The following is a 23,922-nucleotide window of genomic DNA, read 5'->3' as shown; positions in this document are numbered from 1 at the left end:
CTCCCTTATGATTTCAGAAAACAGGGGGAAGGGGTCTCCAATGAAGAAGTTGTTTGCGGCCGTCGGGCTGATCTTTGGGTTTTGCTTGTCCACTAATCCGGCATTTGCTGATTTGTCCATTAAGGCATTTGAGGGGGTCTGGGAAGGCAGCGCCATTTCAGAAAACAGTAATAGCGAGCTGTTTCCGGTTTCTGTCCGGGATATGGATGTGGAGGTTCGGCTTCTAGATCAGGGGAAGTTCGCCTTAAAATGGCGAACGGTCCAGCGGCAGAAAGGGGCCATTGATAACCCAACAGAAGTTCTTCGGGAGACGGAAAGGGTTTATGTGCCTGAGCCTGGAAAATCCTACTGGGCTGCGGAAAAGTCCGGTAACCCGCTCAAGGGTGATTACACGTCCTGGGCCGTGATGGCGGGGCAAACGCTCACCGTTTACAGCATGGCAATCCGCGAGAATGGCACATATGACATGCTGATTTACAAACGGACATTGACCGGCCTGAATATGAAACTGGAATTTTCAGCCTTTCGAAATGGCAAGCTAAGGCGGACTGTCACGGGAACATTAATCAAGACAGGGAAATAATCACCACTCGCCAATACCTGGAGAGATGTTTCGCTTGGTGGATGTGGGGCGGCTTGATTGCTGAGGAGGAGGTGCCGCCCGGTGCGCGCAGTTTTTCCGATCACATAACCGGCAGGTGATCCCAACCGGCATGACCGTTTTGGGGGCCTCGATATTCATGCCGTCTGCATAAATCAAGCGGTTTGCATGAGAAATTTCGCAACCAATACTGATGGCATAGTGGCGTTTCGGGTATTTAAAGCCAAGACTGGGTTTTGTGACCGTGCGCGCAATGGAGAAATACTGGTTTCCATCCGGCATCTCGGAAATTTGGGTGCATAGCGTTCCTGGTGTCAGTATTGATGAATGAACAACCCATCGCGGGCAGGCACTCCCATATCGGGGGATACGAAGTCCTGAGGCGCTAAAGCGTTTTGAGATATTTCCGGCGATATCTGTCCGGATCAGATGAAAGGGAACCCCACTTTTCTCTGGTTTCTGGAGGGTCGTGAGGCGATGACAAATTTGTTCGTAACTGGCACCAAATTGTTGCTGCAGAAGTTCAATATCATAACGCAGCTCTTCAGCCGCTTCATAGAACATGTCGTAAGGAAGGAGGCAGGCGCCAGCAAAATAGTTCGACATTGCCGCCATTCCTTTTTCCTTAGCCATATCAGGCAGGAGATCCGATTTCGCAACCAGACCACTTAACAAGTCCTGAAACTGCAGTTGCCCGATCAGCAATGCCAAGTGAAATTTAACGCTGCTGGGCGGAAGGGAGCGAGACAATGTCAGGTGCCGGCGTTCTTCATCATACAAGGAAATTTCTGTATCATGACGTTCCTTATCTGCAAACTCGACTGTAACGTTCAGTTGTTTGAGAAGATAATCGCTTAATGCTGGGATATTTGGCGTGAAAGGGATATCAAGCCGGGCGATCAGATCTTTTGCGGCGCTCTCCACTTCTTCAAAATAGTTATTATTCTGTTGGATAAAGTCAGTTACTGCATCGTCGGGGGAGACATTGATCGTTGAACCGGCTTCTTTATCCATTCCGACAAAACCAAGCATCTCATTGATTGTTTCCGTCAGGGACGTGCTGTCATTAACAACGATTTGTAGAAATTCCTGGCGCTGCTTCTGATCCATATCGGCGTTGTCCCGCATGATCTCAGTTAACGACATAATGGAGGTGACGAGGGTTCTCAGGCGAAAGGAGCTATCCGCCAGGACACTGTCTTGAGAGAGGCGTTCCCGCAGATATTGCAGATCCGTTGATGCTGTTTTGTATCCTTGATAAAGCTTGGTGAAAGCATGAGCGATATCCTGATGCTCAGAGACGAAGCGAGAGACGGAATCTTCGGGCGGCTGGCTAGATCCCAACAGGGGATCTTGCATTATTTCACCTATATCCGCGAGAAGCTGACCATCTTGCTCGCTGGCGAACACAAGCGGATCAACTTTCAAAGTTTGACTTATTTTGAGCAGCAGTGGAACCGTCAAATCCCGCCGGTCATGCTCAATCAGATTCAAGTAACTAGCTGATATTCCAAGCTCCGCAGCAAGATCGACTTGCGAGAGCCGCTTGTCAATTCGCAAGCGTCGTAGCTTGTTTCCAAGGAAAGTCTGTTTTGCCAAATTTACAAACCTTTACAAGTTTACAAAATTATATTTTCAATATTAACATTAAAAAACCATTAAAAACAATGTTTTATTGGTATTCCTAATGAAATTGTGAAATTTTTACACCTCCATAGCGATTATTATCACGCTGTTCCTCCTGTGTGTGTTGGAGGCAGGCGATCGCTGGACAATTAGGGAGGAACAATATGACGGATAAGAGTAAGTTCGATTTCTCACGACGTGGTCTGCTGAAAGCCGGTGCCGGTGCCGGTATCGTTGCGGCTACCCCTACATTCTTTATGCAGAATGCCTGGGCAGAAGAATTCAGAAACAACCCAGGTAACGCCAGCTCTATTAAGCTGGGCTTTAACGTGCCACAAACCGGTCCTTACTCAGAAGAGGGTAAAGACGAACTTCGCGCTTTTAAACTAGCGGTCAAGCATCTGAACGGTGAAGGCGACGGCGGTATGCTGAACACCTTTAAGCCATCAAGCTTGAAAGGTAACGGTGTTCTCGGCAAGAAAGTGGAATATGCAACAGGTGATACTCAGACTAAGTCTGACGCCGCGCGTGCATCAGCCAAGCGCTTGATCGAGAAAGAACAGGTTCTGATGGTCTCCGGTGGTTCATCTTCCGGTGTGGCTATTGCTGTGCAGTCTCTTTGCCAGGAAGAAGGCGTTATCTTCATGGCGGGTCTGACTCACTCGAACGATACCACTGGTAAAGACAAGCGCCGGTATGGTTTCCGCCACTTCTTTAATGCATATATGTCCGGTCGTGCACTGGGTCCTGTGCTTGAAAAAGAATATGGCAAGGAACGCCGTGCTTACCATCTGACAGCCGACTACACTTGGGGCTGGACACAGGAAGAATCCATTAAAGCAACTACAGAGGAACTGGGCTGGCAGACAACAGCAACAGTCAAAACTCCTGTGGGTGCCGGTGACTTCTCACAGTATATCACTCCAGTTCTGAACTCTGGTGCAGACGTATTGATCCTGAACCACTACGGTAAAGACATGATCAACTCTCTGAGCCAGGCCGTCCAGTTTGGCCTTCGCGAGAAACAGGTCAACGGCAAGAACTTCGAAATCGTTGTGCCGCTGTTCTCACGTCTGATGGCGCAGGGTGCTGGCGAAGCTATTAAAGGTATCCTTGGTACAACTAACTGGAACTGGTCACTGCAGGATGAAGGCTCACAAGCCTTCGTGAAATCCTTCGGTGCCGAATATGGTGCGCCTCCTTCAATGGCAGCGCACACCTGCTATGTTCAGACATTGCTTTATGCAAATGCCTGTGAAATGGCCGGAACCTTCTATCCACCAGAAGTCATCAAAGCCCTTGAAGGCTTTAAATTTGATGGCATGGGTAATGGTGCTACCGAATATCGTGCAGAAGATCATCAGTGCTTTAAAGATGTGCTTGTGGTGCGCGGTAACGAGAACCCAACCAGCCAGTTTGACCTGCTGAAAGTGGAACAGATCGTTCCTCGGTCACAGGTTGAGTATGACTGGAAGATCTTTGGAGGCGAATTAGGCCCATATAAAGTCTAATTCAGCTTTTTTGGCGGGTCGGCGATGCTGCGGAATGCCGGCCCGTCCTTTTTTCCAGAGTTTGGGAAAGGCGTTTGATCAGGCCTTTTCATCAGTGGGATAGATGTAATGGATGCTGTAGTTCTTCAAATACTGAATGGGTTGGATAAGGGGGCGGCTTATGCGCTGATTGCGCTGGGACTGACCCTTGTGTTCGGGACCCTGGGTATTGTGAATTTCGCACATGGTGCCTTGTTTATGCTCGGTGCCTTTTGTGCGGTTTCTTTCAATAAATTGATGTTGATCTCAACCAAGGTTGAAGACACCAATGTGACGCTGTTTAAGGCGTTCAAGGAGAAACCTTACCTGGAAATTTGGTTCCCGGATTGGGGGCCGTTACTCATTCAGTATTCAGTGCCGCTGTCTATTCTGCTGGCCATACCCGTGATGATCCTTGTGGGATATGTCATGGAAAGGGGCCTGATCAAGCATTTCTATAAACGGCCACATGCAGAACAAATCCTTGTGACATTTGGTCTGGCGATTGTTCTGCAGGAAATTATTAAAGTTGTCTTTGGAGCCAACCCAATTCCACAAACCGCTCCTGATATTCTGTCTGGCAGTGCTTCTGTTGGTAGTTGGATTGGTTTGGGTGAGGCTGTTGTCTATCCCTGGTGGCGACTGGTTTACCTGGTGTTCTCGGGTGTGATTATTCTCGCCGTGTTCTCCTTCCTGCAATTTACGACCTACGGAATGGTTGTCCGCGCAGGTATGAGAGATCGAGAGACCGTGGGGCTGTTAGGGATTAATATTCAGAAGCGGTTTACGATTGTGTTTGCCATGGCAACTGTTGTTGCTGGTCTGGCAGGCGTAATGTACACGCCGATCCTGCCACCTGATTACCATATGGGTATGGATTTCCTTGTCCTTTCCTTTGTCGTTGTTGTTGTTGGCGGAATGGGGTCCCTTGGCGGCGCAGTTCTTGCTGGTTTTCTTCTCGGTATTGTCCAGTCCTTTGCTTCGATGACTGAAGTGAAGTCGATCCTGCCGGGTATTGACCAGATCATTATCTATCTGGTTGCTGTTATTATTTTGTTGGTACTGCCCCGCGGTTTGATGGGTCGTGCCGGTGTGATGGATGATTAAGATGAAATTTGGTCAAATGAACGATATCACCCGGTTCGTGCTGTTTGCGGTCATTATCTTGGCGATGCCGCTTTGGCTTGAACCCTTGGGTGGAAACTATCCGGACCTGCTGCAGAAATTTGCAATTTACGGGATTTTTGCAATTGGCTTTAACATCCTTTTTGGCCTGACAGGATACCTCTCCTTCGGTCATGCTGCATTCCTCGGAATTGGCTCCTACGCAGCGGTTTGGTCCTTTAAGCTGTTCACAATGAACGCGATCCCAGCTGTATTTTTCGGAATGATCTTTGCGGGTCTTTTGGCGGCTGCAATTGGGTTCCTCAGCCTGCGAAGGACAGGGATTTACTTCTCGATCCTGACGCTGGCGTTTGCCCAGATGTCCTATAACCTGGCTTATTCGGTGCTGACACCGATTACCAACGGTGAAACAGGGTTGCAGCTTTCCCAGCAGGATCCACGGATTATTGACAGTCTCTTTGTTGAAGCGGGTTCAGGCTTGCCTTCTACCAATCTGTTTGGCTTGAAAATGAGCGGTTATCCAGGGTTTTACTTCTGTGCCGTTCTACTGATCATCTGCTTCTATATTTCAATGCGGATCTTTCGCTCACCCTTTGGATTGATGCTTCGGGGTATCAAATCAAACCAGAACCGGATGCGGTACACTGGCTTGAACACGCGGCCATATATGCTGACCGCTTTTGTAATCTCCGGCATGTATGCAGGTCTCGCAGGTTCACTTCTGGCAGTAACTGACCCTCTTGCGGGTGCGGAACGGATGCAGTGGACAGCCTCTGGTGAGGTCGTGTTGATGACCATCCTTGGCGGCGTTGGAACCCTTGTGGGGCCAATGCTCGGAGCAGGGTTGATCAAGTATTTCGAAAATATCTTCTCAGCCTTTAACAATAACGTGCTGATGGATATGTTCTCCTTCTTGCCTGATGCGGTCGCTGAAGTTGTGGTTCCAATCGTTGGATTGTTCGTCGGTGGTGGCTGGCATCTGACCTTGGGTCTGCTGTTCATGGTTATCGTGATCTTCCTGCCGGGCGGCATAGTTGAAGGGATCTCGAAACTGGTCAATTGGATCAGTGGGGCTCGTAAAAATGGTAGTGTAGGCGGTTCAGCCTCCCCGCAAGATCAGCCGGGTGAATAGGGAGTAAAGAGTATGAATGATCTAGTCCTTCACCTGGATAATATCCAAAAGAGTTTTGGTGGTTTGAGCGCCCTTTCCGACGTAAATTTGCAAGTGGAAGAGGGAACGACCCATGCCATCATTGGTCCAAACGGTGCCGGCAAATCAACCTTGCTGAATGTCTGTATCGGCCGACTGAAGCCAGATTCCGGTCATGTGACTTTCAAGGGAACCGAGCTTACGGGGCGCCAACCTCATGAAATTGCACAGCTTGGCGTTGCCCGTGTGTTCCAGACACCTGAGATTTTCCCGGAGATGTCACTTCTGGAAAATGTAATGTTGCCAGCGTTTTCCAAACGCGATGGGGCGTTTAAGATGAACGGTTATGCCCAGCTCACCGGACAGACTGAAATCCGCGATGAAGCTCAGCACATTCTTGAGGATGTGGGCTTGCAGGAACAGATGATGCAGGAGGCTGGTAGTCTGTCTCGTGGTGACAAACGACGGCTGGAACTGGCTATGTGCCTAATCTTGCATCCGAAGCTTCTTTTGCTGGATGAGCCGACAGCCGGTATGTCCCGGCATGACACAAACCGGACGATTGATCTGTTGAAGAAGATTAAGAGCCGGGGGATGACCAAAGTGATCATCGAACATGACATGCATGTGGTTTTCAGCCTTGCTGACAAGGTGAGTGTTCTGGCCCGGGGTCAGATTATCGCTGGCGGTAAGCCAGAAGATGTTCGGGAAGATCCGAAAGTTAAAGAGGCTTATTTGGGAGGAGCCCACTGATGAGCGAAAATTCTGCATTTTTCAGTGTTCGCGATATTCATGCCTATTATGGCGAAAGCTATATCGTTCAGGGTGTTTCCTTCGATGTCGAAGAAGGCGAAATCGTTGCCTTGCTTGGCCGAAATGGCGCGGGCAAGACATCAACATTGCGGGCTCTGGCCCGGGTTGATGATCCTCAGCTGACGAAGGGGGAGATTTACCTGAACGGAGAAGCTGTTCATGAGATGAAAAGCTATCAGGCCGCGCAGGCAGGTATTCAGCTGGTCCCTGAAGATCGCCGGATTATTGGCGGACTTACCGTGGAGGAAAACCTGATCTTATCTCAGGTGTCAGAGCCTAAGGGTTGGGAAATTGAGAAGATTTACGATCATTTCCCTCGGCTCGGCGAGCGGCGTAACCAGGAAGCAACAACCATGTCCGGGGGTGAGCAGCAGATGCTGGCCGTCGCGCGGGCATTGGCTCGGGATGTGAAAATTCTGTTCCTGGATGAGCCCTATGAAGGACTTGCGCCTGTGATCGTGGAAGAAATTGAGCGCATCCTGATGGAAGTGCGGAAATTGGGCATCACCACGATTATTGTGGAGCAAAATGCGGTCGCTGCTCTTCAGCTTGCGGATAAGGCACTTATTCTTGATATGGGTAAGATCGCGTTTAGAGGAACAGCGAAAGAAGTTCTGGATGATCAGGAACTTCGCCATGAATATCTGGCAATTTGACAATTTGTCAGCAATTTCAAGGGTGAAGATAATCCTATTATTAATCCGGAGAGTTTGACAAACCATTTCGAATTGATACGAATAGACACTTAACAGGTCTAAAAATGCGAAAATCAGGGAGAACCTGAAGCGCGTTATAGGGAATCAGGGAAACAGGAAATGTCCACGAACGAAGTATATCCAGTGTCTGACGAAGTTGCCAAATCCGCCTGGATTGACAACGCTAAGTATGAGGAAATGTACAAGGCATCCGTTGAGGATCCGGAAGGTTTCTGGGCCGAGCACGGAAAGCGGATTGACTGGATCAAGCCTTATACGAAGGTCAAGGATGTGTCCTATGATGCCAAGGACCTCCATATTCGCTGGTTTTATGATGGAACGTTGAATGTCAGTGCCAACTGTATCGACCGCCATCTAGCAACCAAAGGGGACCAGCCAGCGATCATTTGGGAGGGCGATGAGCCAACCGATGACAAGACCCTGACATACAAGGAACTGCATCGGGAAGTCTGCAAGCTTTCAAACGCCATGAAAGCGCAAGGCGTCAAGAAAGGCGATCGCGTCACCATCTATATGCCGATGATCATTGAGGCAGCTGTCGCAATGCTGGCCTGTACCCGGATTGGTGCCGTTCATTCTGTTGTGTTTGGTGGTTTCTCCCCGGATGCATTGGCTGGCCGGATTAAGGACTGCGAATCCAATTGCATCATCACGGCTGATGAAGGTGTGCGCGGTGGCCGCATTATTCCGCTCAAGGTCAATACGGATGAAGCCCTCAAAAGCTGTCCTGATTGCACGACCTGTATCGTTGTCAAACGGACCGGGAATGATATCAACTGGGTAGAGGGGCGTGACGTCTGGTATCACGATATTATGGAAGCTGCCTCCGACGACTGTCCACCTGAAGAGATGAATGCCGAAGATCCGCTGTTCATTCTTTATACTTCAGGGTCAACAGGTCAGCCTAAAGGGGTGATGCATACGAGCGGTGGATACCTGGTCTATGCGTCCATGACCCATCAGTATGTGTTTGATTATCATGATGGGGATATCTACTGGTGTACAGCTGATGTGGGCTGGGTGACCGGGCATAGCTATATCCTCTATGGTCCGCTCGCTAATGGTGCAACTACCCTGATGTTTGAAGGGGTGCCCAATTACCCGAACATGTCCCGTTTCTGGGATGTATGCGATAAGCATAAAGTCAATATTTTCTACACCGCGCCAACAGCTATTCGGGCTTTGATGCAGGCCGGTGATGACCCTGTTAAAGCGACATCCCGAAAATCCATCCGCCTGTTGGGTTCGGTTGGTGAGCCAATTAACCCAGAAGCCTGGAGATGGTATTACGAGGTCGTTGGTGAGAAACGCTGTCCAATTGTTGATACTTGGTGGCAAACCGAAACTGGCGGCATTTTGATTACGCCGTTGCCAGGGGCGACAGACCTTAAACCAGGCTCTGCCACTCGGCCGTTCTTCGGGGTTGATCCCGTGATGGTGGATAATGAGGGCAAAGTCCTCGAGGGTGAATGCGAGGGTGTTCTGTGTATCAAGGACAGCTGGCCAGGTCAGATGCGGACTGTTTATGGTGACCATGAACGGTTTATCCAGACATATTTCTCCAACTTCCCTGGTAAATATTTCTCCGGTGACGGGGCTCGCCGCGATGCCGATGGCTATTACTGGATTACCGGCCGTGTGGATGACGTGATCAATGTATCCGGTCACCGGATGGGAACGGCTGAAGTGGAAAGTGCTCTTGTCGCTCATCCGAAAGTTTCGGAGGCAGCGGTGGTTGGATACCCACATGACATCAAGGGACAAGGTATTTACGCCTATGTCACGTTGGGTGTCGGTGCGGAGCCAAGCGAAGAGTTACGTAAAGAACTGGTAACTTGGGTGCGTCAGGAAATTGGACCTATTGCCTCGCCAGATCTTATTCAGTGGGCACCTGGCCTGCCGAAAACCCGGTCGGGCAAAATTATGCGGCGGATTTTGCGGAAAGTCGCAGAAAATGACTATAAGTCACTAGGAGATACATCAACACTTGCAGATCCTGCTGTTGTCGATGAACTGATTGAGAACCGGATGAACCGTTAAGAATTCCGGCTCAAATTCAAGCTTGTATGTATACTGATTGTATCGGGCTTGGCTAAACCTTGGATAATGAGCTACACTCGCACGCGTGTGAGTGTAGTGGCTTTTGGCTGACCGATGATTTGAGAAAATCCATTGGATGACAAATTGAGGTCAGATGGGGGTCATGTCGCTGTGTCTTGGGAGGGAACGCGACAGAATGTCAAATACAGTGCTGGTTGTCGAGGATGAGCCAAATATCGTCCTGTCCCTGCAGTTTATTATGCGCCAATCCGGATATACTGTGCGGGTTGCGTCTGATGGAGAGCAGGCCTTGAAGGCGGTGGAGGAATATGTTCCGGATCTCGTTCTCTTGGATATTATGCTGCCCAAGCGGGACGGCTTTGCTGTTTGTGAGGAAATCCGGAATAATCCAGCGTGTAAAAATGTGAAAATCATCATGCTCTCGGCTAAGAGCAGAGAGGCTGATCGAGACAAAGCAATGAAACTGGGGGCTGACCGGTTTGTGACGAAGCCGTTTTCAACGCGTGAATTGGCAGACACGGCCAAACAGCTGTTGAAGGTTGAACTTTCCTGACAGCGAGGCCGGACCAGGAGTAAACAGTTATGCAAAGGACGGGACGCAAAAAGGAGTGGGCCATTCTGGTGTTTTGCCTGTTCCTGCTTGGTATTTTCCCACCCTTGATTAAGGTCTTTGATCTTCCGGATCTGATTTTCAGTTATCCCCTCAGTTTTTTATATTTATTTGGCTTCTGGGCCTTGATGATTTTGTTTGTGGCCATTGGTGCGCGGCGACGCCAGCCAGAACCTACAACCCCTGTCGTCTTGCCAACCCCTTCTAACGATACATTGGACCAGCAGTCGGAGAAGCTGGATGTCCAGTAGTGTCGTTATTACCGCCTCTTTCCTCTATCTGGGCTTGTTGTTTGCGATCGCGCATTATGTGGATAGCCGGAGCAGCATAAAAAACGTCCTTTCTAGAAATCCTTATATTTATACCCTCTCTATCGCTGTCTTTTGTACATCCTGGACCTATTACGGTAGTGTGGGGCGGGCTGCGACCTCTGGTCTGGACTTCCTGCCGATTTACTTAGGGCCTACTCTGGTATTTGTGCTCTGGTCCTTTGTCTGGATCAAAATCATCCGGATTTGTAAACAGAACCGCATTACCTCAATCGCTGACTTTATAGCTTCTCGCTACGGCAAGCGTTCAGCCCTTGGCGGGCTTGTGACTATTATCGCTGTTGTGGGAACCATGCCCTATATTTCCCTGCAGCTGAAATCCATCGCGACCAGTTTTCGGATCCTGATCACCTATTCCGGTGGGGGGACTATTCCCGAAATTCCGATTGAACCGATCTTCTTTCTTGATACGACTTTAATTGTTGCGATTGCGCTAGCCCTGTTTGCGATCCTTTTCGGCACGCGCCACATTGATGCCAGCGAGCATCATGAAGGCTTGGTTGCAGCCATCGCATTTGAATCCGTTGTCAAGTTGGTGGCGTTTCTTTGCGTTGGGGTGTTCGTGACTTATGGCATCTTTGATGGATTTGCCGATATTTTCCAACGGGCTTCCGTGAACCCGGAGCTGAGGACACTTTTCACGGTATCGGATGATGCGGATTACAGCCTTTGGATCACCATGACGATCCTCTCCATGGCCGCGATTATCTGTTTGCCGCGGCAATTTTATATCACTGCTGTGGAAAATCCCGATGAAGACTATTTGCGAAAGGCCGCATGGTTGTTCCCGGCTTATCTGTTGGTCATAAATATCTTCGTGTTGCCAATTGCCCTCGGGGGTCGGCTAGCATTTTCAAGCGCTCCAGCGGATGCAGATATGTTCGTGCTGACCGTTCCGCTTTACTATGACAAGGGGATTATATCCCTGATCGCTTTCCTTGGTGGATTGTCCGCGGCAACCTCCATGGTGATTGTGGCTGCAATCGCCCTTGCGACAATGGTTTGTAATGACCTTGTGATGCCGTTGCTTTTGAGATGGCGCTGGGTGAATGTGACTAAAAATGCGGATCTGACTGGTCTGCTTCTCAGCATTCGCCGGGCCAGTATTCTGCTGATCCTGATCCTTGGCTATGGCTATTACCGATTTGCCAGTGAGTCCTATTCTCTCGTGACTATTGGTCTCGTCTCTTTTGCGGCTGCGGCGCAGTTTGCACCGGTGATCATTGGCGGAATTTTCTGGCGAAACGCCACCTTTAGCGGGGCCCTTGTCGGTCTGTCACTTGGCACTTTGGCCTGGCTCTATACTTTGCTGCTTCCCTCATTGGCGCAATCTGGTTGGTTGCCGATCAGCTTTATCGAGGAAGGACCGTTCGGGATTAGTTGGCTAAAACCCTACACCCTTTTTGGGCTGGACGGATTTGACCGACTGACACATGCCATGATCTGGAGCATGTTCCTCAATATTGGGGCCTATTGGGTGATCTCACTCCTCAGTCATCAGAGCACCATTGAACGCATTCAATCCCGATTGTTTGTGGACGTGTTCAAGCTAACGGAAAAAAGTGGTGATAGCAGTTATTGGAAAGGCACGGTAACCGTTGGAGAGCTGCAAGCCCTCGTCGGGCGGTTTGTTGGTGTCGGCCGCGTTGATGAAGCTTTTCGGGAGTTTGCAGACGATCGGATGCTGAACTTGCGTAAAAGCCAGGTCGTAGATCCTGCCCTTCTGGAATACGCAGAACGGTTATTGGCAGGGTCGATTGGTTCTGCGACGTCAAGGGTGTTGATCGGATCTATTGTTAAGGGGGACATTGTTAGCCTTGATGAGGTTTACAAGATCCTCGATGAAACCAGTCAGGTCATTGAATATAGCCATCAGTTGGAACAGAAATCTGCTGAGCTTGAGGAAGCAACACAGCAGTTGCAGTTAGCCAATGCCCGCTTGAAAGAGCTGGATAGCCTGAAGGATGACTTTCTATCCATGGTTAGTCATGAACTGCGAACGCCGCTTACCAGCCTTCGCGCCTTTGGGGAGATCCTGTCCGATAATCCGCAAGTCTCGGTGGAGGATCGAACCCGGTTTCTGGGGATCATTATTAACGAAAGTGAGCGACTAACCCGCTTGATTGATCAGTTGCTGGACCTTGCCAAGATGGAAGCGGGCCGGATGGATTGGTCCCTTGAGGATGTGGATCTTTCCGCGACCATTGAGGAGGCGGTTTTTGCACTTAACGGCCTGATCAAGGAGAAGGGGATTGATCTTCACATGGAGGTGGAAGAAGATTTGCCGGCTATTCAGGCCGATCGGGATCAGTTAATTCAAGTGATCATTAACCTGATTTCCAATGCCATCAAGTTTTGCAATCAAAACCAGGGTGAAATCATACTTAAAGCGGGTCATCAGGACGGGGAGGTTTGGGTTTCAGTTCAGGATAATGGGCTTGGAGTTCCGGCTCCCTTAAAAGAGAAAATCTTTGAACGCTTTCATCAGTCTGTCTCACCAATTGGTCATAAACCGCAAGGATCTGGTCTCGGACTTGCGATTTGCCGGCAGATCGTAACCTATCTTGGGGGGCGGATTTGGGCAGAAAATAGCAATGAAGGCGGAGCTATTTTCACCTTTACGCTGCCCATCGAGCGGGCAGAAATTCTGGCGGAAACCGGAGACTAAATCGGATTAAAAGCCGATTGTGGATCGATAAATCATTGAGATCCCAATTAACAGGATCAGGGAAAGAACAACTTTCCGAAAGAGATCCTGATCAACGCGTTTACGAAGCTGGGTTCCCACCCAGATGGCGATGACAATAGGGATCATGCCCAATATCCCATAAACCCCTTCCAACAGGCCGAGGTGATCCGTCCGTTGTAGACTGATTGCCAGCAACGTGCTGCCGGAGAATAAAAGCACACTAACCGCAGAAACGAAGCGGTCTTTCTCAATTCCAAGGGCCACTAGGAAGAAGATTGGCATGATGGCAAATAGGGATGTCATCCCGCCAATAATGCCGGAGAAGACTCCAATTGCAGGGGCGACAAAAGCTTCTTTGGTCTTAACAAAAGAAAGGCTGATGCCCAAAAGTTCCAGAGACGTTACAAGAATTAGAACTGCACCCAGAATAATGGACAGCGTGTTTGTATCTGCAGAGGACAGGAAATACACGCCAATTGGCAGAGTTGCCAGTACTGACAAGTAGAGGCTCCAGTGCCGCTGGATTGACCCTTTGATATTCCCTGAAATCATCATTTGATAAAAGTTGCTGAGGACGAGCGGGACAGCCAGTATTGAAATAGCCGTCGGTAAGGGCAGGGCAAAAATCAAGATTGGAATTGAAACCGTCGGCAAACCAAAGGAAGAGATCCCCTTGACCAGTCCGCCCAGACTAAAAGCGAGGCAAATCAGTCCGAAATGATAGACATTAAAGTCATTTATTATTTGATCGATCATGAGGTCAGTATCGCCTAAGGCTGGTTCTTTTCTTTTCTCAGAAGCCTACTCCAAACTTTGCTCTTCTGAACAGTCTTAATCTCAGAAGTTTTCACAAGGTGGGATGAGAGCATCTTACGCTGTCGTGAAATAGTGCTATAACGGATGGACAAAATTTGGTGGGGCCTGCAAAGAAAAGGAAGAACTGATGAAGTTATTGCGATATGGGCCAGTTGGCGCGGAAAAGCCTGGTGTGCTGGATGAAAATGGGGTAATCCGGAGCCTGGAAGGTATTGTGGATGATATCGACGGATCTGTATTGACTGATGAAGGGCTGGCCAAGCTCAAAGCAGTTGATGTGGCTGCATTGCCAGAGGTGAGCGGCGATCCTCGTATCGGTCCTTGTGTCGGCAGTGTTGGGAAATTCATCTGTATAGGATTGAATTATTCAGACCATGCGGCAGAAACCGGAAACCCGATCCCGAATGAGCCAATCGTCTTTATGAAGGCAACAACGGCCATTTGCGGTCCGAATGACGATGTAGAAATTCCTCGCAACTCAGAAAAAACCGACTGGGAAGTTGAGCTTGGCGTTGTGATCGGCAAGCGGGCCAAATATGTCTCGAAAGAGGATGCGCTGGATTACGTGGCTGGCTATTGCACCATCAACGATGTTTCTGAACGGGCATTTCAATCAGAGCGGTCCGGCCAATGGGTTAAGGGTAAAAGCCATGACACATTCGGTCCAATTGGCCCATGGATGGTGACCAAGGATGAGGTTGGTGATACAAGCAACATCCCAATGTGGCTAGAAGTGGATGGTCATCGCTATCAAAGTGGAACAACTGCCACGATGATTTTTGACGTTCCGACAATTATTGCGCATTTGACTGAGTTTATGACTTTGGAGCCAGGTGACATTATCTCGACAGGAACACCACCTGGTGTGGGAATGGGTATCAAGCCTGATCCAATATATCTGAAACCGGGTCAAACAATGACGCTTGAGGTCGAAGGCCTTGGACGTCAAACACAGAAAACAGTTCCTGCGAAGCCGTAAAAAGGCATAATAAAATAAAAACAAAGGGGGACTTCAGATGGAATTGACAGACAAACCAGAAAAACTGGGCTTTTCAAGTGCGCGGCTTGAAAACATCACTGACTGGATGCAGCGATATGTGGATGCGGGAAAACTTCCCGGTGCCCAAACGCTGGTCGCCCGGGGTGGGGAGACTGTCTATTTCAACTGGACCGGTAATCGGGATGTGGAGGGGCAAAAGCCTTGGCAAGGGAATACTATTGCCCGCTTTTATTCCATGACTAAGCCGATTACCTCCATTGCTCTGATGACCTTGTATGAAAAAGGGCTTTTCCACCTGGATGATCCGGTGGAAGCCTTTATCCCTTCCTTCAAGGATATGCGGGTTGTTCGGAAAAACGCTCAGTCTGTTGAGGATACGGAGCCTTGCCAGACACCGCCGACGATCCATCATTTGCTAACTCACTGCTCCGGCTTGACCTATGATTTCAATCTAGGCGTTTTGGAAAGCCTTTACGCAGAAGAGAAAATGAATTTCGGGCCCCTGGCGAAAGGGGGCTTGGCTGCTCAGGTAGACCGCCTGGCTGAAATGCCCTTGAAGTTTGAGCCTGGCTCACGTTGGAACTATGGCGTTTCCACCGATGTGGTCGGGCGCCTGGTCGAGGTTATTTCTGGGCAAAGTCTTGATCAGTATTTGCAGTCAGTCATCCTGGATCCTTTGGGCATGACAGACACATCTTTCGACATCAGTGCGGATAAACAGGCGCGACTTGCGAATAGTTATACACCTGATGAAAACGGTAAGATGAAGCTGGTGGATGCAGCTGAAAACTCCATTTATATGTCTGGGAAGGTTTCCTGCCTGTCAGGTGGTGGTGGCCTGCTTTCAACAGTTGGAGATTACCTGAAATTTGCCGATATGATCCGCCGCCGTGGACAAGTTGGAAGTGATCGTATTCTGGGTAGTCGCACTGTTGATTTCATCACCAGCAACCATATGCCGGGTGATTTAGCGTCTATGGGGCAACCTGTGTTTTCAGAGGTTTCATTTGCTGGCGTTGGTTTTGGCCTTGGTGGTTGGGTCATGCTGGAGCCCGCAAAAGCCCAGATGATGGGCTCTCCCGGTGATTTTGGCTGGGGTGGCATGGCAAGCACGGTTTTTTGGGTTGATCCGCTTGAGGATCTCGTGGTGCTTTTTGCCACGCAGTTATTGCCCTCTAGCTTCTATCCACTTCGAAAAGAGCTGCGTGCTCTTGTCTATCAGGCCATGGTGGATTAAGCGGATCGTCGATCTCTAGCTCGTAAAAGTCAGGTAACTGGGCAGGATAATCCGCGCACGGGTTCCTTTCCCGGGTGTACTTTGCATCGTGACCGTTCCATTTGATTGATGGGCAAAGCCATAAATCATGCTCAGGCCAAGGCCGGTTCCTTTGCCTACTTCTTTGGTTGTAAAAAACGGCTCAAATACTTTTTCAAGTGTTTCCTCACTCATACCCTTACCGCTGTCCTCAACTTCCAGCCAGCTATAGGTGCCGGGTTTCAGTTCTGAATATTCTGCGGCGGTGGTTTCGGTCAAGGTCATGGAACCGGTCCGGATTTCCAGCCAACCGCCATCGGGCATAGCATCACGGGAATTGATGCAAAGGTTCATCAGGGCGTTTTCCAATTGATGGGAGTCTGCAAAAACTGGCGGAATATCAATGGAGAAATGAGTGCTTATTCGGATGGTTTCACCGAGGAGCCGGTCAATTAGCGTCAGAATATCTTTAACAAGCGAGTTCAGTTGGATTTCGACAGGCCGCAGTTCCTGCTTTCGGGAATAGGCCAGCAGACGTTCTGTAAGCTGGGCACCCTTCAATGCAGAATTTTCAATTGCCCTGAGATGGCGGTTCAGCTGGGTGTCTTTCTCCAGTTTTTCATTGGCAAGTTCCACATTGCCAAGGATTACAGCCAGAATGTTGTTGAAGTCATGGGCAACGCCACCTGTGAGTTGTCCGATAGCTTCCATCTTTTGGGATTGGTGAAGTTTTTCTTCCATCTCACGTGCTTGCTCTTCAGCCATCTTCTCATGGGTGATATCTCGGCCAGCGCCCCGATATCCCTTAAAATTTCCGAGATGGTCATGTATGGGAATCCCACTGATGGAGACATAGAATATCTCCCCGTCTTCACGCGAAATGGAGTATCTGAAATCGCGGAATGGAAGATGTTTAAGGAGAGTTTCCTTGTGATCAGCGAGCTCTCCATCAAGACCAATTCTGTCAACTACACTGAAGCGCTGTTGTCCCAGAACCTCCTCCCGGCTGAGGCCTGTCATTTCAGTAAAGCGATCGGACAGATGGTTAAATCGGAGGTTTTCATCGGTTCCCCAAAACCAGTCTGAAGCAGAGGTTGCAAAAGCTTCGAACTGTTCTTCGCTTTTCCGAAGGGCAGTTTCGATCTTTCGTCTTTCCTGAATTTCAGCCTCAAGTTCTTCAGTTCTTTCCTGGACCCGTTTTTCCAGCATTTCATGAGATTCTCTCAAGACGGCTTCCGCTTCTTTGATTTGAGAGATATCGTTCAGCCAAAATACAATCTTCTTTTGATTGTCAATTTTGATCCCTGTCCAGCTGATCAGAACCCAGATAGGTTCACCAGTATAGCGCTGGATTAGCATCTCCTGGGGCTTAACTTTTCCTGTTTCCCTAAATTCCTTGACGAAAGCGTCCCTGTCTTCCTGGTTTCTCCAGAACTGGAAGGTGGTATTTCCAATCAGTTCAGCCTCAGGTATTCCCAGAAGACGACAAAGGCTTTCATTGACGAGAGAAATTTCGCCGGATTGCACATCTGAAATACCCAACGCAACGGGGCTGACGGCCAACATTTCGCGTAAAGCTTTTTCACTGTTTTCAATTTTTTCGAGGATCTGCTTTTCTTCTGTCAGATCAACGACCCAGAAAACGATATATTCCGCATCTTCGCGATCCAGGATTTTGCCATAGATTTTGCCAGGGAAAACTTCCCCGTTAAATCGGACAAGTTCAACTTCACTGAACTCAAAATTTCCATATTTTCGAATATTCTTAACGAAGATTTTTTGATCTTCTATGTTCTTCCATCGGTCGGTCGCGAGCTTACCTACTAGGGAATTTTCCCCTCCACCGAACTGATCTACCAGAGCCTGGTTTTCCATGGTAATGACACTGGACTTCAGGTCTGCAACCCCTACGCCAATGGGACTAATGGACAGGATTTCATGGATATTCTGTTCCGCTTGTTTACGGGTTTTGACCTCTTCAGAGAGCTCCTTGGTTCTCAGGTTAACCTGCTCTTCCAGATTATCAGCGGCTAGCTGCAGTTGATCTTCGGCATTCTTGAGATCCGTGATATCAGTTGCGATGCCGGCGACACCAATAATCTCATCATTTTGATCCAGAAGCGGAAATTTGACGGTCAAATAATGAATAGTTGAGCCTTGATAAGGAAGGTTAGTTCGCTCTGTGATTGGTTTCTTGGACCTTATAACCTCCTTATCATTCTCTATGAAACTTTTGGCGATTTCAGGAGGAAACAACTCGTCATCATTTCGGCCAACCATGACCTTAGTTTCAACATCGAGCTTTTCAACCAGTTCATCACTGGCAAGTTGATAGATACCGTTGAGATCTTTGATGAAAATATGGGCGGGACTGTGGTCGATGACTGCCGTTAGAAGGTTCTTTGTTTCTTCAAGCTGCCGCTCGACATCTTTGCGTTTAGTGATATCCAGACTAATTCCGATCAGTCCAAGTGGGTTCCCCTCACTGTCATTGATAACGGACTTGTGGAACATCACGTCGCAAACGACACCGTCCACTCGCTGTGTCTGGGTCTCGTATATTTGTCGGCCACCACGCGCAAACAGTTCTTCATCTGCCTCTCGAAAAACTTTTGCCATATTTTCCGGTGCAACCTCAAAAACGTTCTTCCCAATAACATCTTCACGTTTGAACCCATGGAACTGAAGAAACTCTTCATTGCAGGCTGTATAGATATGATTTGCGTCTTTACAGAACACGGGTGCGGGAATTGTTTCCAATAAGGAATGGACCAGGGCGGAAGAGCCAATCCCGCGAAACATGTCCTTTGTGATTTCAGCTTCTACATCCAATTTCAGGATGAAAAATTCCTGAAAAGCAGCCAGTGACGCTTCTCGTACATCCCATGTCTGTGTTTTGGCCGTAAATTTGGCATTTTGCACCGTGAGAGGGGCGTGGAGCTGCCTATTTTTAAGGTAAGCGTCGATTTTTGAGCAGGTTTCCGGATCCAGGAACTCTTGAACAGAATGGTTCTGTAATCCTTGCCCATTTGAATTTACGAGTGTTTCAAACGCAAGGTTTCCAGCTTCAATCTGCAAGTTGGGGGTTACCAGGCAGGCAGGGCTTGAGATTAGGTGGAGCAAATTATGAACTTGCTCAAGGTCTATTCCAGAGTGGGGGCGAACTGGGGACTGTGACATCTACTTGATATTCTCAGAGGTTTCTAAAGTTTCCGTATTAGTGAAAGTTTGCTCGTTGGAGGGGCGGGGATAGTCATTTGGTGACTTCGAGGGCAGATAGAGACTTATCTCTGTTCCCTTTCCAAGCTCACTTTTAATGCGAATATTCCCGTTGGACTGCGCCACAAACCCGTACACCATTGCCAGGCCCATACCGCTACCCTTACCAACGTCCTTGGTGGTAAAAAATGGTTCCATAGCTTTTTCAAGCGTTTCTTGATCCATGCCACATCCAGTATCTGCAACTGTTACCTCTGTGTAGGTACCGGATGGCATCATACCGGCTAGTCCCTCTATGGACCTTTTTAGCGTGTAGTTTTGTGTTTTGATCTTAAGGTGCCCGCCATCGGACATGGAATCCCTTGCATTGATCGCTAAGTTCAACAGGGCATTTTCAAATTGAGCCGGATCCACATAGCTTTCAATGAGAGAGCTATCCAGATCTGTTTCTATATCAACTGTTTCGCCGAGCGTTCTTTTTAGCATTTCTACCATTTCAGAGACTAACTCATTACAATTGATATAAGTTGGATTTAGCGATTGTTTACGTGAGAAAGCGAGCAATTGTTGGGTCAGGGTTGCTCCCTTCTCACTAGACGTGAGTGCCGCGTCGAGCATCTTGAGATAAGCCGGATTATCTTCCAACTGTTCTCTCAGCATTTCTAGATTGCCCATAATAACGGCCAGAAGATTGTTGAAATCATGGGCAATGCCGCCAGTTAGCTGACCAACCGCTTCCATTTTCTGGGATTGGCGTAAGCGCTCTTGCGTATCTGCGATTTCTTGATCTTTCAAATAGGACTGGGTGACATCCGTTGCGGTGCCAAGATAGCCTTTAAACTCGCCATTCTCAAACGCTCGGACAGTGCCATCAAAAGATAGAATAAGGGGGGCTTCATTTAAGATGAATTTGAGCTGGATATCTCTAAAGTCGGAGGGATTTTCCTTCAGAGATAAGAGGTTTGTTTCCTCAAGATCCATGGCATGCTCAGCAATCAAGTCAAAAAGTGAAGCTCCATTCAAACTGATCAATGTGTCCAGTTTTTCTGCCTTCGGATCTTGATAAGACAGAATGATCTTACAATCATCCTCTGTTTGCCAAAAAATGTCAGAACTGGTTCTGGCAAAGGATTTAAACAGCTCCAACTGATCAGCTTTTTCAATTTCAGCCTGACGTAGCTGGTGGATCGTTTTGCCAAGTTCCGTCAATGATGAATTAAATCCATCAACGAGGACGCCAAGTTCATTGGTTTCATGACCAGCAGGTTTGTCCAGTAATCCTTCCTGTGGTTTCAGCGGATTAATAGTTCGAACCTTCTGTGCCAAAAGTGAGATGGGACGCGTCAACGTCTGATAAAAAATCAGAACAAGGACGAATGCCAGGATCATGTTTCGGACAAAGCCAACCGTCAGAACCACGTAGGCTCGTTCCAAAAAATTGGACAATTGATAGTTTGGATTGATCCGAAGCTGCAAAATGCCGATGGGCGCTGTCTCTTCGGAGAGGCTCAGAGGAAGTTCATAAATTTTATTGTCATCAAATAGAAGGCGGGCGAGCCAGGAAATATCTTTATCGCTTATTTCTCGATCTTTCCTTGCCAGCAGTTCTCTCTCTCCACCGCTGAAGGTTGCATACAGGTACCCTTCCCGAATTTGTGGATTTTGAAAAATACCGTTCAATACCTTCATACCCAAATCATTGCTGAGATTGTAGCTTGCCGTCACAGCTGGGTCCTTCATGCTGTTCAGGATATGGGTGACAGATTTCTCGGTTCCTTCCCGTTCCTCGAACAGCTCATAGCTGAGTTGGGCTAGGCTGAAAACAACACCGACTACTACCGCTGCAACAAGAGCGATTTTTGCTTGCCGATAGGCTATGCTGCTTCGGATCCAATCCCGCATAAGTCAACTTAACTTCTATACCTGTGCCCAAGGAATTCTCTAATGTAGACTATAGTAGAATTTCTTTAATATGTCTTAAATTGCATCTATTTTGCGCAGATAAGGGGGCTTTTTGATTACTGACCAGTTACTAGGTTAAAAAGCTCTCGCCAGTTTTGAACAGCACGGTTTTCAGTATAGCGGGATTTAAATTCGTTTTGCCCGTTCACCTGGATCTCTGCATACAAGCTTTTATCATTGAGGATCAGGTACAAATTGGCTGACAAAGCGTCAACATCATCAATGTCTGACAATAGCCCGGTTTTGCCTTGTTCTATAAGGGAAACCGGACCTTCAGCACGGGTGGCGACCATTGGGGTGTTTGAGGCCCAACTCTCCAGAATGACATTCCCGAACCCTTCCTGTCTTGAGGGGAAGACAGTGATGTCAGCGGTTGCTAGCAAGGCTTCCTTATCTGTCCGCCAGCCCAGAAACCTGACCCTGTCGGTCAATTTCAGCTCTGCCGTCAGGGCTTCAAGTTCCGCCTTTAAGGGACCTTCACCGGCAATCCAGAGATAGGCATCAGGGACATTTTTTAACGCCTTGATCGCCGTATCAATACCTTTGACAGGATGAAGCCGCCCCAGCAGCAGAAGGAGGGGCGCATCGTTAGGTGTGTCAAAATCGGCGCGATTAAGAGCGGGTTTTGGGTGATAAGTCAGGAAATTTGGGATGTGATGGACCTGAGCTGCGGGCCAACCTTGCCGCACGATATAATCGCAAAGATCAGGAGTTACCCCAACAAGATGATCGCATCTTTGAAAATATTTGAGGTTATAATATCCCCCAAGCCGCGCCAGTTTGGGAAAGGGACCCGATGGGGTCATGGAGGCGGCGCGGCTCATCCAACTCAGATAAACATCCGGTTTGTAGCGTTTTGAAATCTGTTTCAACCGATAAGGTGTGACAAGATCCAAGGCGCCCCCAAACTTCAGGTTCTCAAAAGAGACGCCAGCTTCTTTTAAGGCTGCATCCCGAACTGGATGGGATCTGGTGACCACATGCTGGTCAAGGCCGCTTCGCTGAAAGGCTTGCGTTAGGTGAACGAAGAAATTTTCGGCGCCGCCGTGACCTGCTCCGCCGATGGCCTGCATTAGTTTCATAAAGAACCTCTGTTTTCAGACCTTATAGGCGAAGCTTGTTGGCATGGCTAGTCGATCTTGCCGCCTTGGGCAATCCAGCGACCGATAGTCAACCTCTCCTCTTCGGTCATCTCGGTGATGTTGCCAAGTGGCATGGCGTCACTTTCCACGACTTGTTGACGGATCCGGTTAATTTCCCGTTTGATCTCAGCCAGAGTTTCCAGCTTCACGGCTTTTGGGGCGGTTTCGAAGTCTTCGTTTGATGGTTTGGCCGCATGACAGCTGACGCACCGCTCTTCGATAATGGACTGGACTTCTGCGCTGGATACGGCGGGGCCGCCGGACAAATCCACTTTTTCAGGTGCCGCAAGATAAGCAATGACAAAGAAAAGCACGAAGGCAAGTGGCAGGAGAAAAGCACCCTGTTTGGCTCGTCCCTGGTTCTTCATATTGAAGTAATGCCGAACCATGATCCCGACAATGGCAAGACTAGCCAAAATCGCCCAGCCATATTCATGTCCAAAGGTCCCAGGGTAGTGATTGCTGATCATGATAAAAAGGACAGGTAGCGTGAAATAGTTGTTGTGCAGAGATCGCTGCTTGGCTTTTAAGCCAGGGGCTGGATCCGGAGCCTCTCCCCGCTCGGCAGCGCTAACAAGAGCCCGCTGACCCGGCATGATGATCATTAGAACGTTGGCGGCCATTATGGTGCCGATCAGGGCCCCAACATGAATGTAGGCGCCGCGACCGCTGAAGACATGGGACAGTCCCCATGCTGCAAGGGTGAGCAGGATAAAAAGAACAGCGCCAAAAACGGCCTGATTGTTAATTAAAGGCGTCTTGCAAAGGAAGTCGTAGACGACCCATCCGCCAATAAGGGTTCCAAGCCCGATCAGAATGGCGGCGTCTGTTGAGATATCTGCAACTGATTTATCAATCAGGTAAATTTCTGCTCCAAAATAATAGAGGACAGTGAGAAGGGCAAAACCGCTGATCCAGGTGAAGTAGGCTTCATATTTGAACCAGTGCAGGTGAGGTGGCAGGGCTGGTGGGGCGACCCGGTATTTCTGGACCTCATAAAATCCGCCGCCGTGAATGGCCCAAAGCTCACCCCCAACGCCGTCCTGATCTTTACGCCCGCCTTTTTCCGGTGGGGTCAGGTTCATATCCAGCCAGATAAAGTAAAAGGAGGCGCCAATCCAGGCGATGCCGGTAATAACGTGAATCCAGCGAATACCCAGCTGAAGCCATTCCATAAAATCAAATGCCATTAGTCCATCCCGCTTAACTGGCAGAAAAGCCCCCGCTTTTCCCTATTACTCAAGCTTTACAGTGTCGCGAATTTTTTGATTTCTGAATA

Annotated in this window: 18 protein-coding genes; 12 read left to right on the top strand and 6 right to left on the bottom strand. The window is 48.7% G+C overall.

The features are described from left to right. Nucleotides 1–40 precede the first annotated feature (40 nt). Complete coding sequence (locus HH301_RS17065; RefSeq protein ID WP_169570252.1) at nt 41–583, top strand: hypothetical protein; 543 nt, start codon at nt 41–43, stop codon at nt 581–583. Here HH301_RS17065 and HH301_RS17060 read toward each other — a convergent pair whose 3' ends face one another. Next, complete coding sequence (locus tag HH301_RS17060; protein ID WP_169570251.1) at nt 584–2,200, bottom strand: short-chain fatty acyl-CoA regulator family protein; 1,617 nt, start codon at nt 2,198–2,200, stop codon at nt 584–586. A 191-nt stretch (nt 2,201–2,391) separates the two neighbouring features. Here HH301_RS17060 and HH301_RS17055 point away from each other — a divergent pair, with 191 nt between their 5' ends. The 9 genes from HH301_RS17055 (at nt 2,392) to HH301_RS17015 (ending at nt 13,228) form a co-directional block, all read left to right on the top strand. Next, nucleotides 2,392–3,738, top strand: coding sequence for a substrate-binding protein (locus HH301_RS17055; protein ID WP_240969640.1), 1,347 nt, complete (start codon nt 2,392–2,394; stop codon nt 3,736–3,738). Between the two features lie 108 nt (nt 3,739–3,846). Next, nucleotides 3,847–4,863, top strand: a complete 1,017-nt coding sequence (locus HH301_RS17050; RefSeq protein ID WP_169570250.1) for a branched-chain amino acid ABC transporter permease — start codon at nt 3,847–3,849, stop codon at nt 4,861–4,863. 1 nt (nt 4,864) lies between these two features. Further along, complete coding sequence (locus HH301_RS17045; RefSeq protein WP_206378399.1) at nt 4,865–6,013, top strand: branched-chain amino acid ABC transporter permease; 1,149 nt, start codon at nt 4,865–4,867, stop codon at nt 6,011–6,013. A 12-nt stretch (nt 6,014–6,025) separates the two neighbouring features. Continuing rightward, on the top strand, nt 6,026–6,784 hold the full coding sequence (locus tag HH301_RS17040; RefSeq protein WP_169570248.1) for an ABC transporter ATP-binding protein: 759 nt from the start codon (nt 6,026–6,028) through the stop codon (nt 6,782–6,784). Next, on the top strand, nt 6,784–7,500 hold the full coding sequence (locus HH301_RS17035; RefSeq protein WP_169570247.1) for an ABC transporter ATP-binding protein: 717 nt from the start codon (nt 6,784–6,786) through the stop codon (nt 7,498–7,500). The genes HH301_RS17040 and HH301_RS17035 overlap by 1 nt, the downstream gene beginning before the upstream one ends. Before the next feature lie 159 nt (nt 7,501–7,659). Then, a complete protein-coding gene (acs, locus tag HH301_RS17030; RefSeq protein ID WP_169570246.1) occupies nt 7,660–9,600 on the top strand; it encodes an acetate--CoA ligase in 1,941 nt (646 codons plus the stop codon). 196 nt (nt 9,601–9,796) lie between these two features. Next, nucleotides 9,797–10,174: a response regulator transcription factor gene (locus tag HH301_RS17025; protein ID WP_169570245.1), complete on the top strand. Its 378-nt coding sequence runs from the start codon at nt 9,797–9,799 to the stop codon at nt 10,172–10,174. Nucleotides 10,175–10,203: 29 nt separating this feature from the next. Continuing rightward, a complete protein-coding gene (locus HH301_RS17020) occupies nt 10,204–10,482 on the top strand; it encodes a hypothetical protein (protein ID WP_169570244.1) in 279 nt (92 codons plus the stop codon). Further along, a complete protein-coding gene (locus tag HH301_RS17015; protein ID WP_169570243.1) occupies nt 10,472–13,228 on the top strand; it encodes a sensor histidine kinase in 2,757 nt (918 codons plus the stop codon). The genes HH301_RS17020 and HH301_RS17015 overlap by 11 nt, the downstream gene beginning before the upstream one ends. A gap of 6 nt (nt 13,229–13,234) precedes the next feature. Here HH301_RS17015 and HH301_RS17010 read toward each other — a convergent pair whose 3' ends face one another. Further along, on the bottom strand, nt 13,235–14,005 hold the full coding sequence (locus HH301_RS17010) for a sulfite exporter TauE/SafE family protein (RefSeq protein ID WP_169570242.1): 771 nt from the start codon (nt 14,003–14,005) through the stop codon (nt 13,235–13,237). A gap of 187 nt (nt 14,006–14,192) precedes the next feature. On the opposite strand from HH301_RS17010, the gene HH301_RS17005 reads away from it, so the two are divergent. Next, nucleotides 14,193–15,044 carry a fumarylacetoacetate hydrolase family protein gene (locus HH301_RS17005; protein WP_169570241.1) on the top strand — a complete coding sequence of 284 codons (852 nt, stop codon included), beginning with the start codon at nt 14,193–14,195 and terminating at the stop codon, nt 15,042–15,044. Nucleotides 15,045–15,081: 37 nt separating this feature from the next. Continuing rightward, complete coding sequence (locus HH301_RS17000; protein ID WP_169570240.1) at nt 15,082–16,302, top strand: serine hydrolase domain-containing protein; 1,221 nt, start codon at nt 15,082–15,084, stop codon at nt 16,300–16,302. Nucleotides 16,303–16,317: 15 nt separating this feature from the next. Here the strand turns inward: HH301_RS17000 and HH301_RS16995 are convergent, their stop codons facing one another. The 4 genes from HH301_RS16995 to HH301_RS16980 all read right to left on the bottom strand — a co-directional run bounded on the left by HH301_RS16995 (nt 16,318) and on the right by HH301_RS16980 (nt 23,833). Continuing rightward, nucleotides 16,318–19,500, bottom strand: a complete 3,183-nt coding sequence (locus HH301_RS16995) for a PAS domain S-box protein (protein WP_169570239.1) — start codon at nt 19,498–19,500, stop codon at nt 16,318–16,320. Continuing rightward, nucleotides 19,501–21,441: an ATP-binding protein gene (locus HH301_RS16990; protein WP_169570238.1), complete on the bottom strand. Its 1,941-nt coding sequence runs from the start codon at nt 21,439–21,441 to the stop codon at nt 19,501–19,503. It lies immediately after the preceding gene. Between the two features lie 116 nt (nt 21,442–21,557). Beyond that, complete coding sequence (locus HH301_RS16985; protein WP_169570237.1) at nt 21,558–22,583, bottom strand: glycosyltransferase; 1,026 nt, start codon at nt 22,581–22,583, stop codon at nt 21,558–21,560. A 47-nt stretch (nt 22,584–22,630) separates the two neighbouring features. Further along, entirely contained in the window at nt 22,631–23,833 is a 1,203-nt protein-coding gene (locus HH301_RS16980) for a urate hydroxylase PuuD (protein ID WP_169570236.1), read from the bottom strand. Nucleotides 23,834–23,922: the final 89 nt, after the last annotated feature.

It is taken from the genome of Sneathiella limimaris, assembly GCF_012932565.1.
Lineage (GTDB): Bacteria > Pseudomonadota > Alphaproteobacteria > Sneathiellales > Sneathiellaceae > Sneathiella > Sneathiella limimaris.
The sequence above is the reverse complement of the archived record's forward strand: the minus strand, read 5'-3'. Positions and strand labels throughout refer to the sequence as shown.

What these genes read in the sequence shown, in the direction of transcription:
- HH301_RS17065 (WP_169570252.1), top strand. Translation starts at nt 41, where the DNA reads ATGAAGAAGTTGTTTGCGGCCGTCGGGCTGATCTTTGGGTTTTGCTTG.
- HH301_RS17055 (WP_240969640.1), top strand. Translation starts at nt 2,392, where the DNA reads ATGACGGATAAGAGTAAGTTCGATTTCTCACGACGTGGTCTGCTGAAA.
- HH301_RS17050 (WP_169570250.1), top strand. Translation starts at nt 3,847, where the DNA reads ATGGATGCTGTAGTTCTTCAAATACTGAATGGGTTGGATAAGGGGGCG.
- HH301_RS17045 (WP_206378399.1), top strand. Translation starts at nt 4,865, where the DNA reads ATGAAATTTGGTCAAATGAACGATATCACCCGGTTCGTGCTGTTTGCG.
- HH301_RS17040 (WP_169570248.1), top strand. Translation starts at nt 6,026, where the DNA reads ATGAATGATCTAGTCCTTCACCTGGATAATATCCAAAAGAGTTTTGGT.
- HH301_RS17035 (WP_169570247.1), top strand. Translation starts at nt 6,784, where the DNA reads ATGAGCGAAAATTCTGCATTTTTCAGTGTTCGCGATATTCATGCCTAT.
- acs (WP_169570246.1), top strand. Translation starts at nt 7,660, where the DNA reads ATGTCCACGAACGAAGTATATCCAGTGTCTGACGAAGTTGCCAAATCC.
- HH301_RS17025 (WP_169570245.1), top strand. Translation starts at nt 9,797, where the DNA reads ATGTCAAATACAGTGCTGGTTGTCGAGGATGAGCCAAATATCGTCCTG.
- HH301_RS17020 (WP_169570244.1), top strand. Translation starts at nt 10,204, where the DNA reads ATGCAAAGGACGGGACGCAAAAAGGAGTGGGCCATTCTGGTGTTTTGC.
- HH301_RS17015 (WP_169570243.1), top strand. Translation starts at nt 10,472, where the DNA reads ATGTCCAGTAGTGTCGTTATTACCGCCTCTTTCCTCTATCTGGGCTTG.
- HH301_RS17010 (WP_169570242.1), bottom strand. Translation starts at nt 14,005, where the DNA reads ATGATCGATCAAATAATAAATGACTTTAATGTCTATCATTTCGGACTG.
- HH301_RS17005 (WP_169570241.1), top strand. Translation starts at nt 14,193, where the DNA reads ATGAAGTTATTGCGATATGGGCCAGTTGGCGCGGAAAAGCCTGGTGTG.
- HH301_RS17000 (WP_169570240.1), top strand. Translation starts at nt 15,082, where the DNA reads ATGGAATTGACAGACAAACCAGAAAAACTGGGCTTTTCAAGTGCGCGG.
- HH301_RS16995 (WP_169570239.1), bottom strand. Translation starts at nt 19,500, where the DNA reads ATGTCACAGTCCCCAGTTCGCCCCCACTCTGGAATAGACCTTGAGCAA.
- HH301_RS16990 (WP_169570238.1), bottom strand. Translation starts at nt 21,441, where the DNA reads ATGCGGGATTGGATCCGAAGCAGCATAGCCTATCGGCAAGCAAAAATC.
- HH301_RS16985 (WP_169570237.1), bottom strand. Translation starts at nt 22,583, where the DNA reads ATGAAACTAATGCAGGCCATCGGCGGAGCAGGTCACGGCGGCGCCGAA.
- HH301_RS16980 (WP_169570236.1), bottom strand. Translation starts at nt 23,833, where the DNA reads ATGGCATTTGATTTTATGGAATGGCTTCAGCTGGGTATTCGCTGGATT.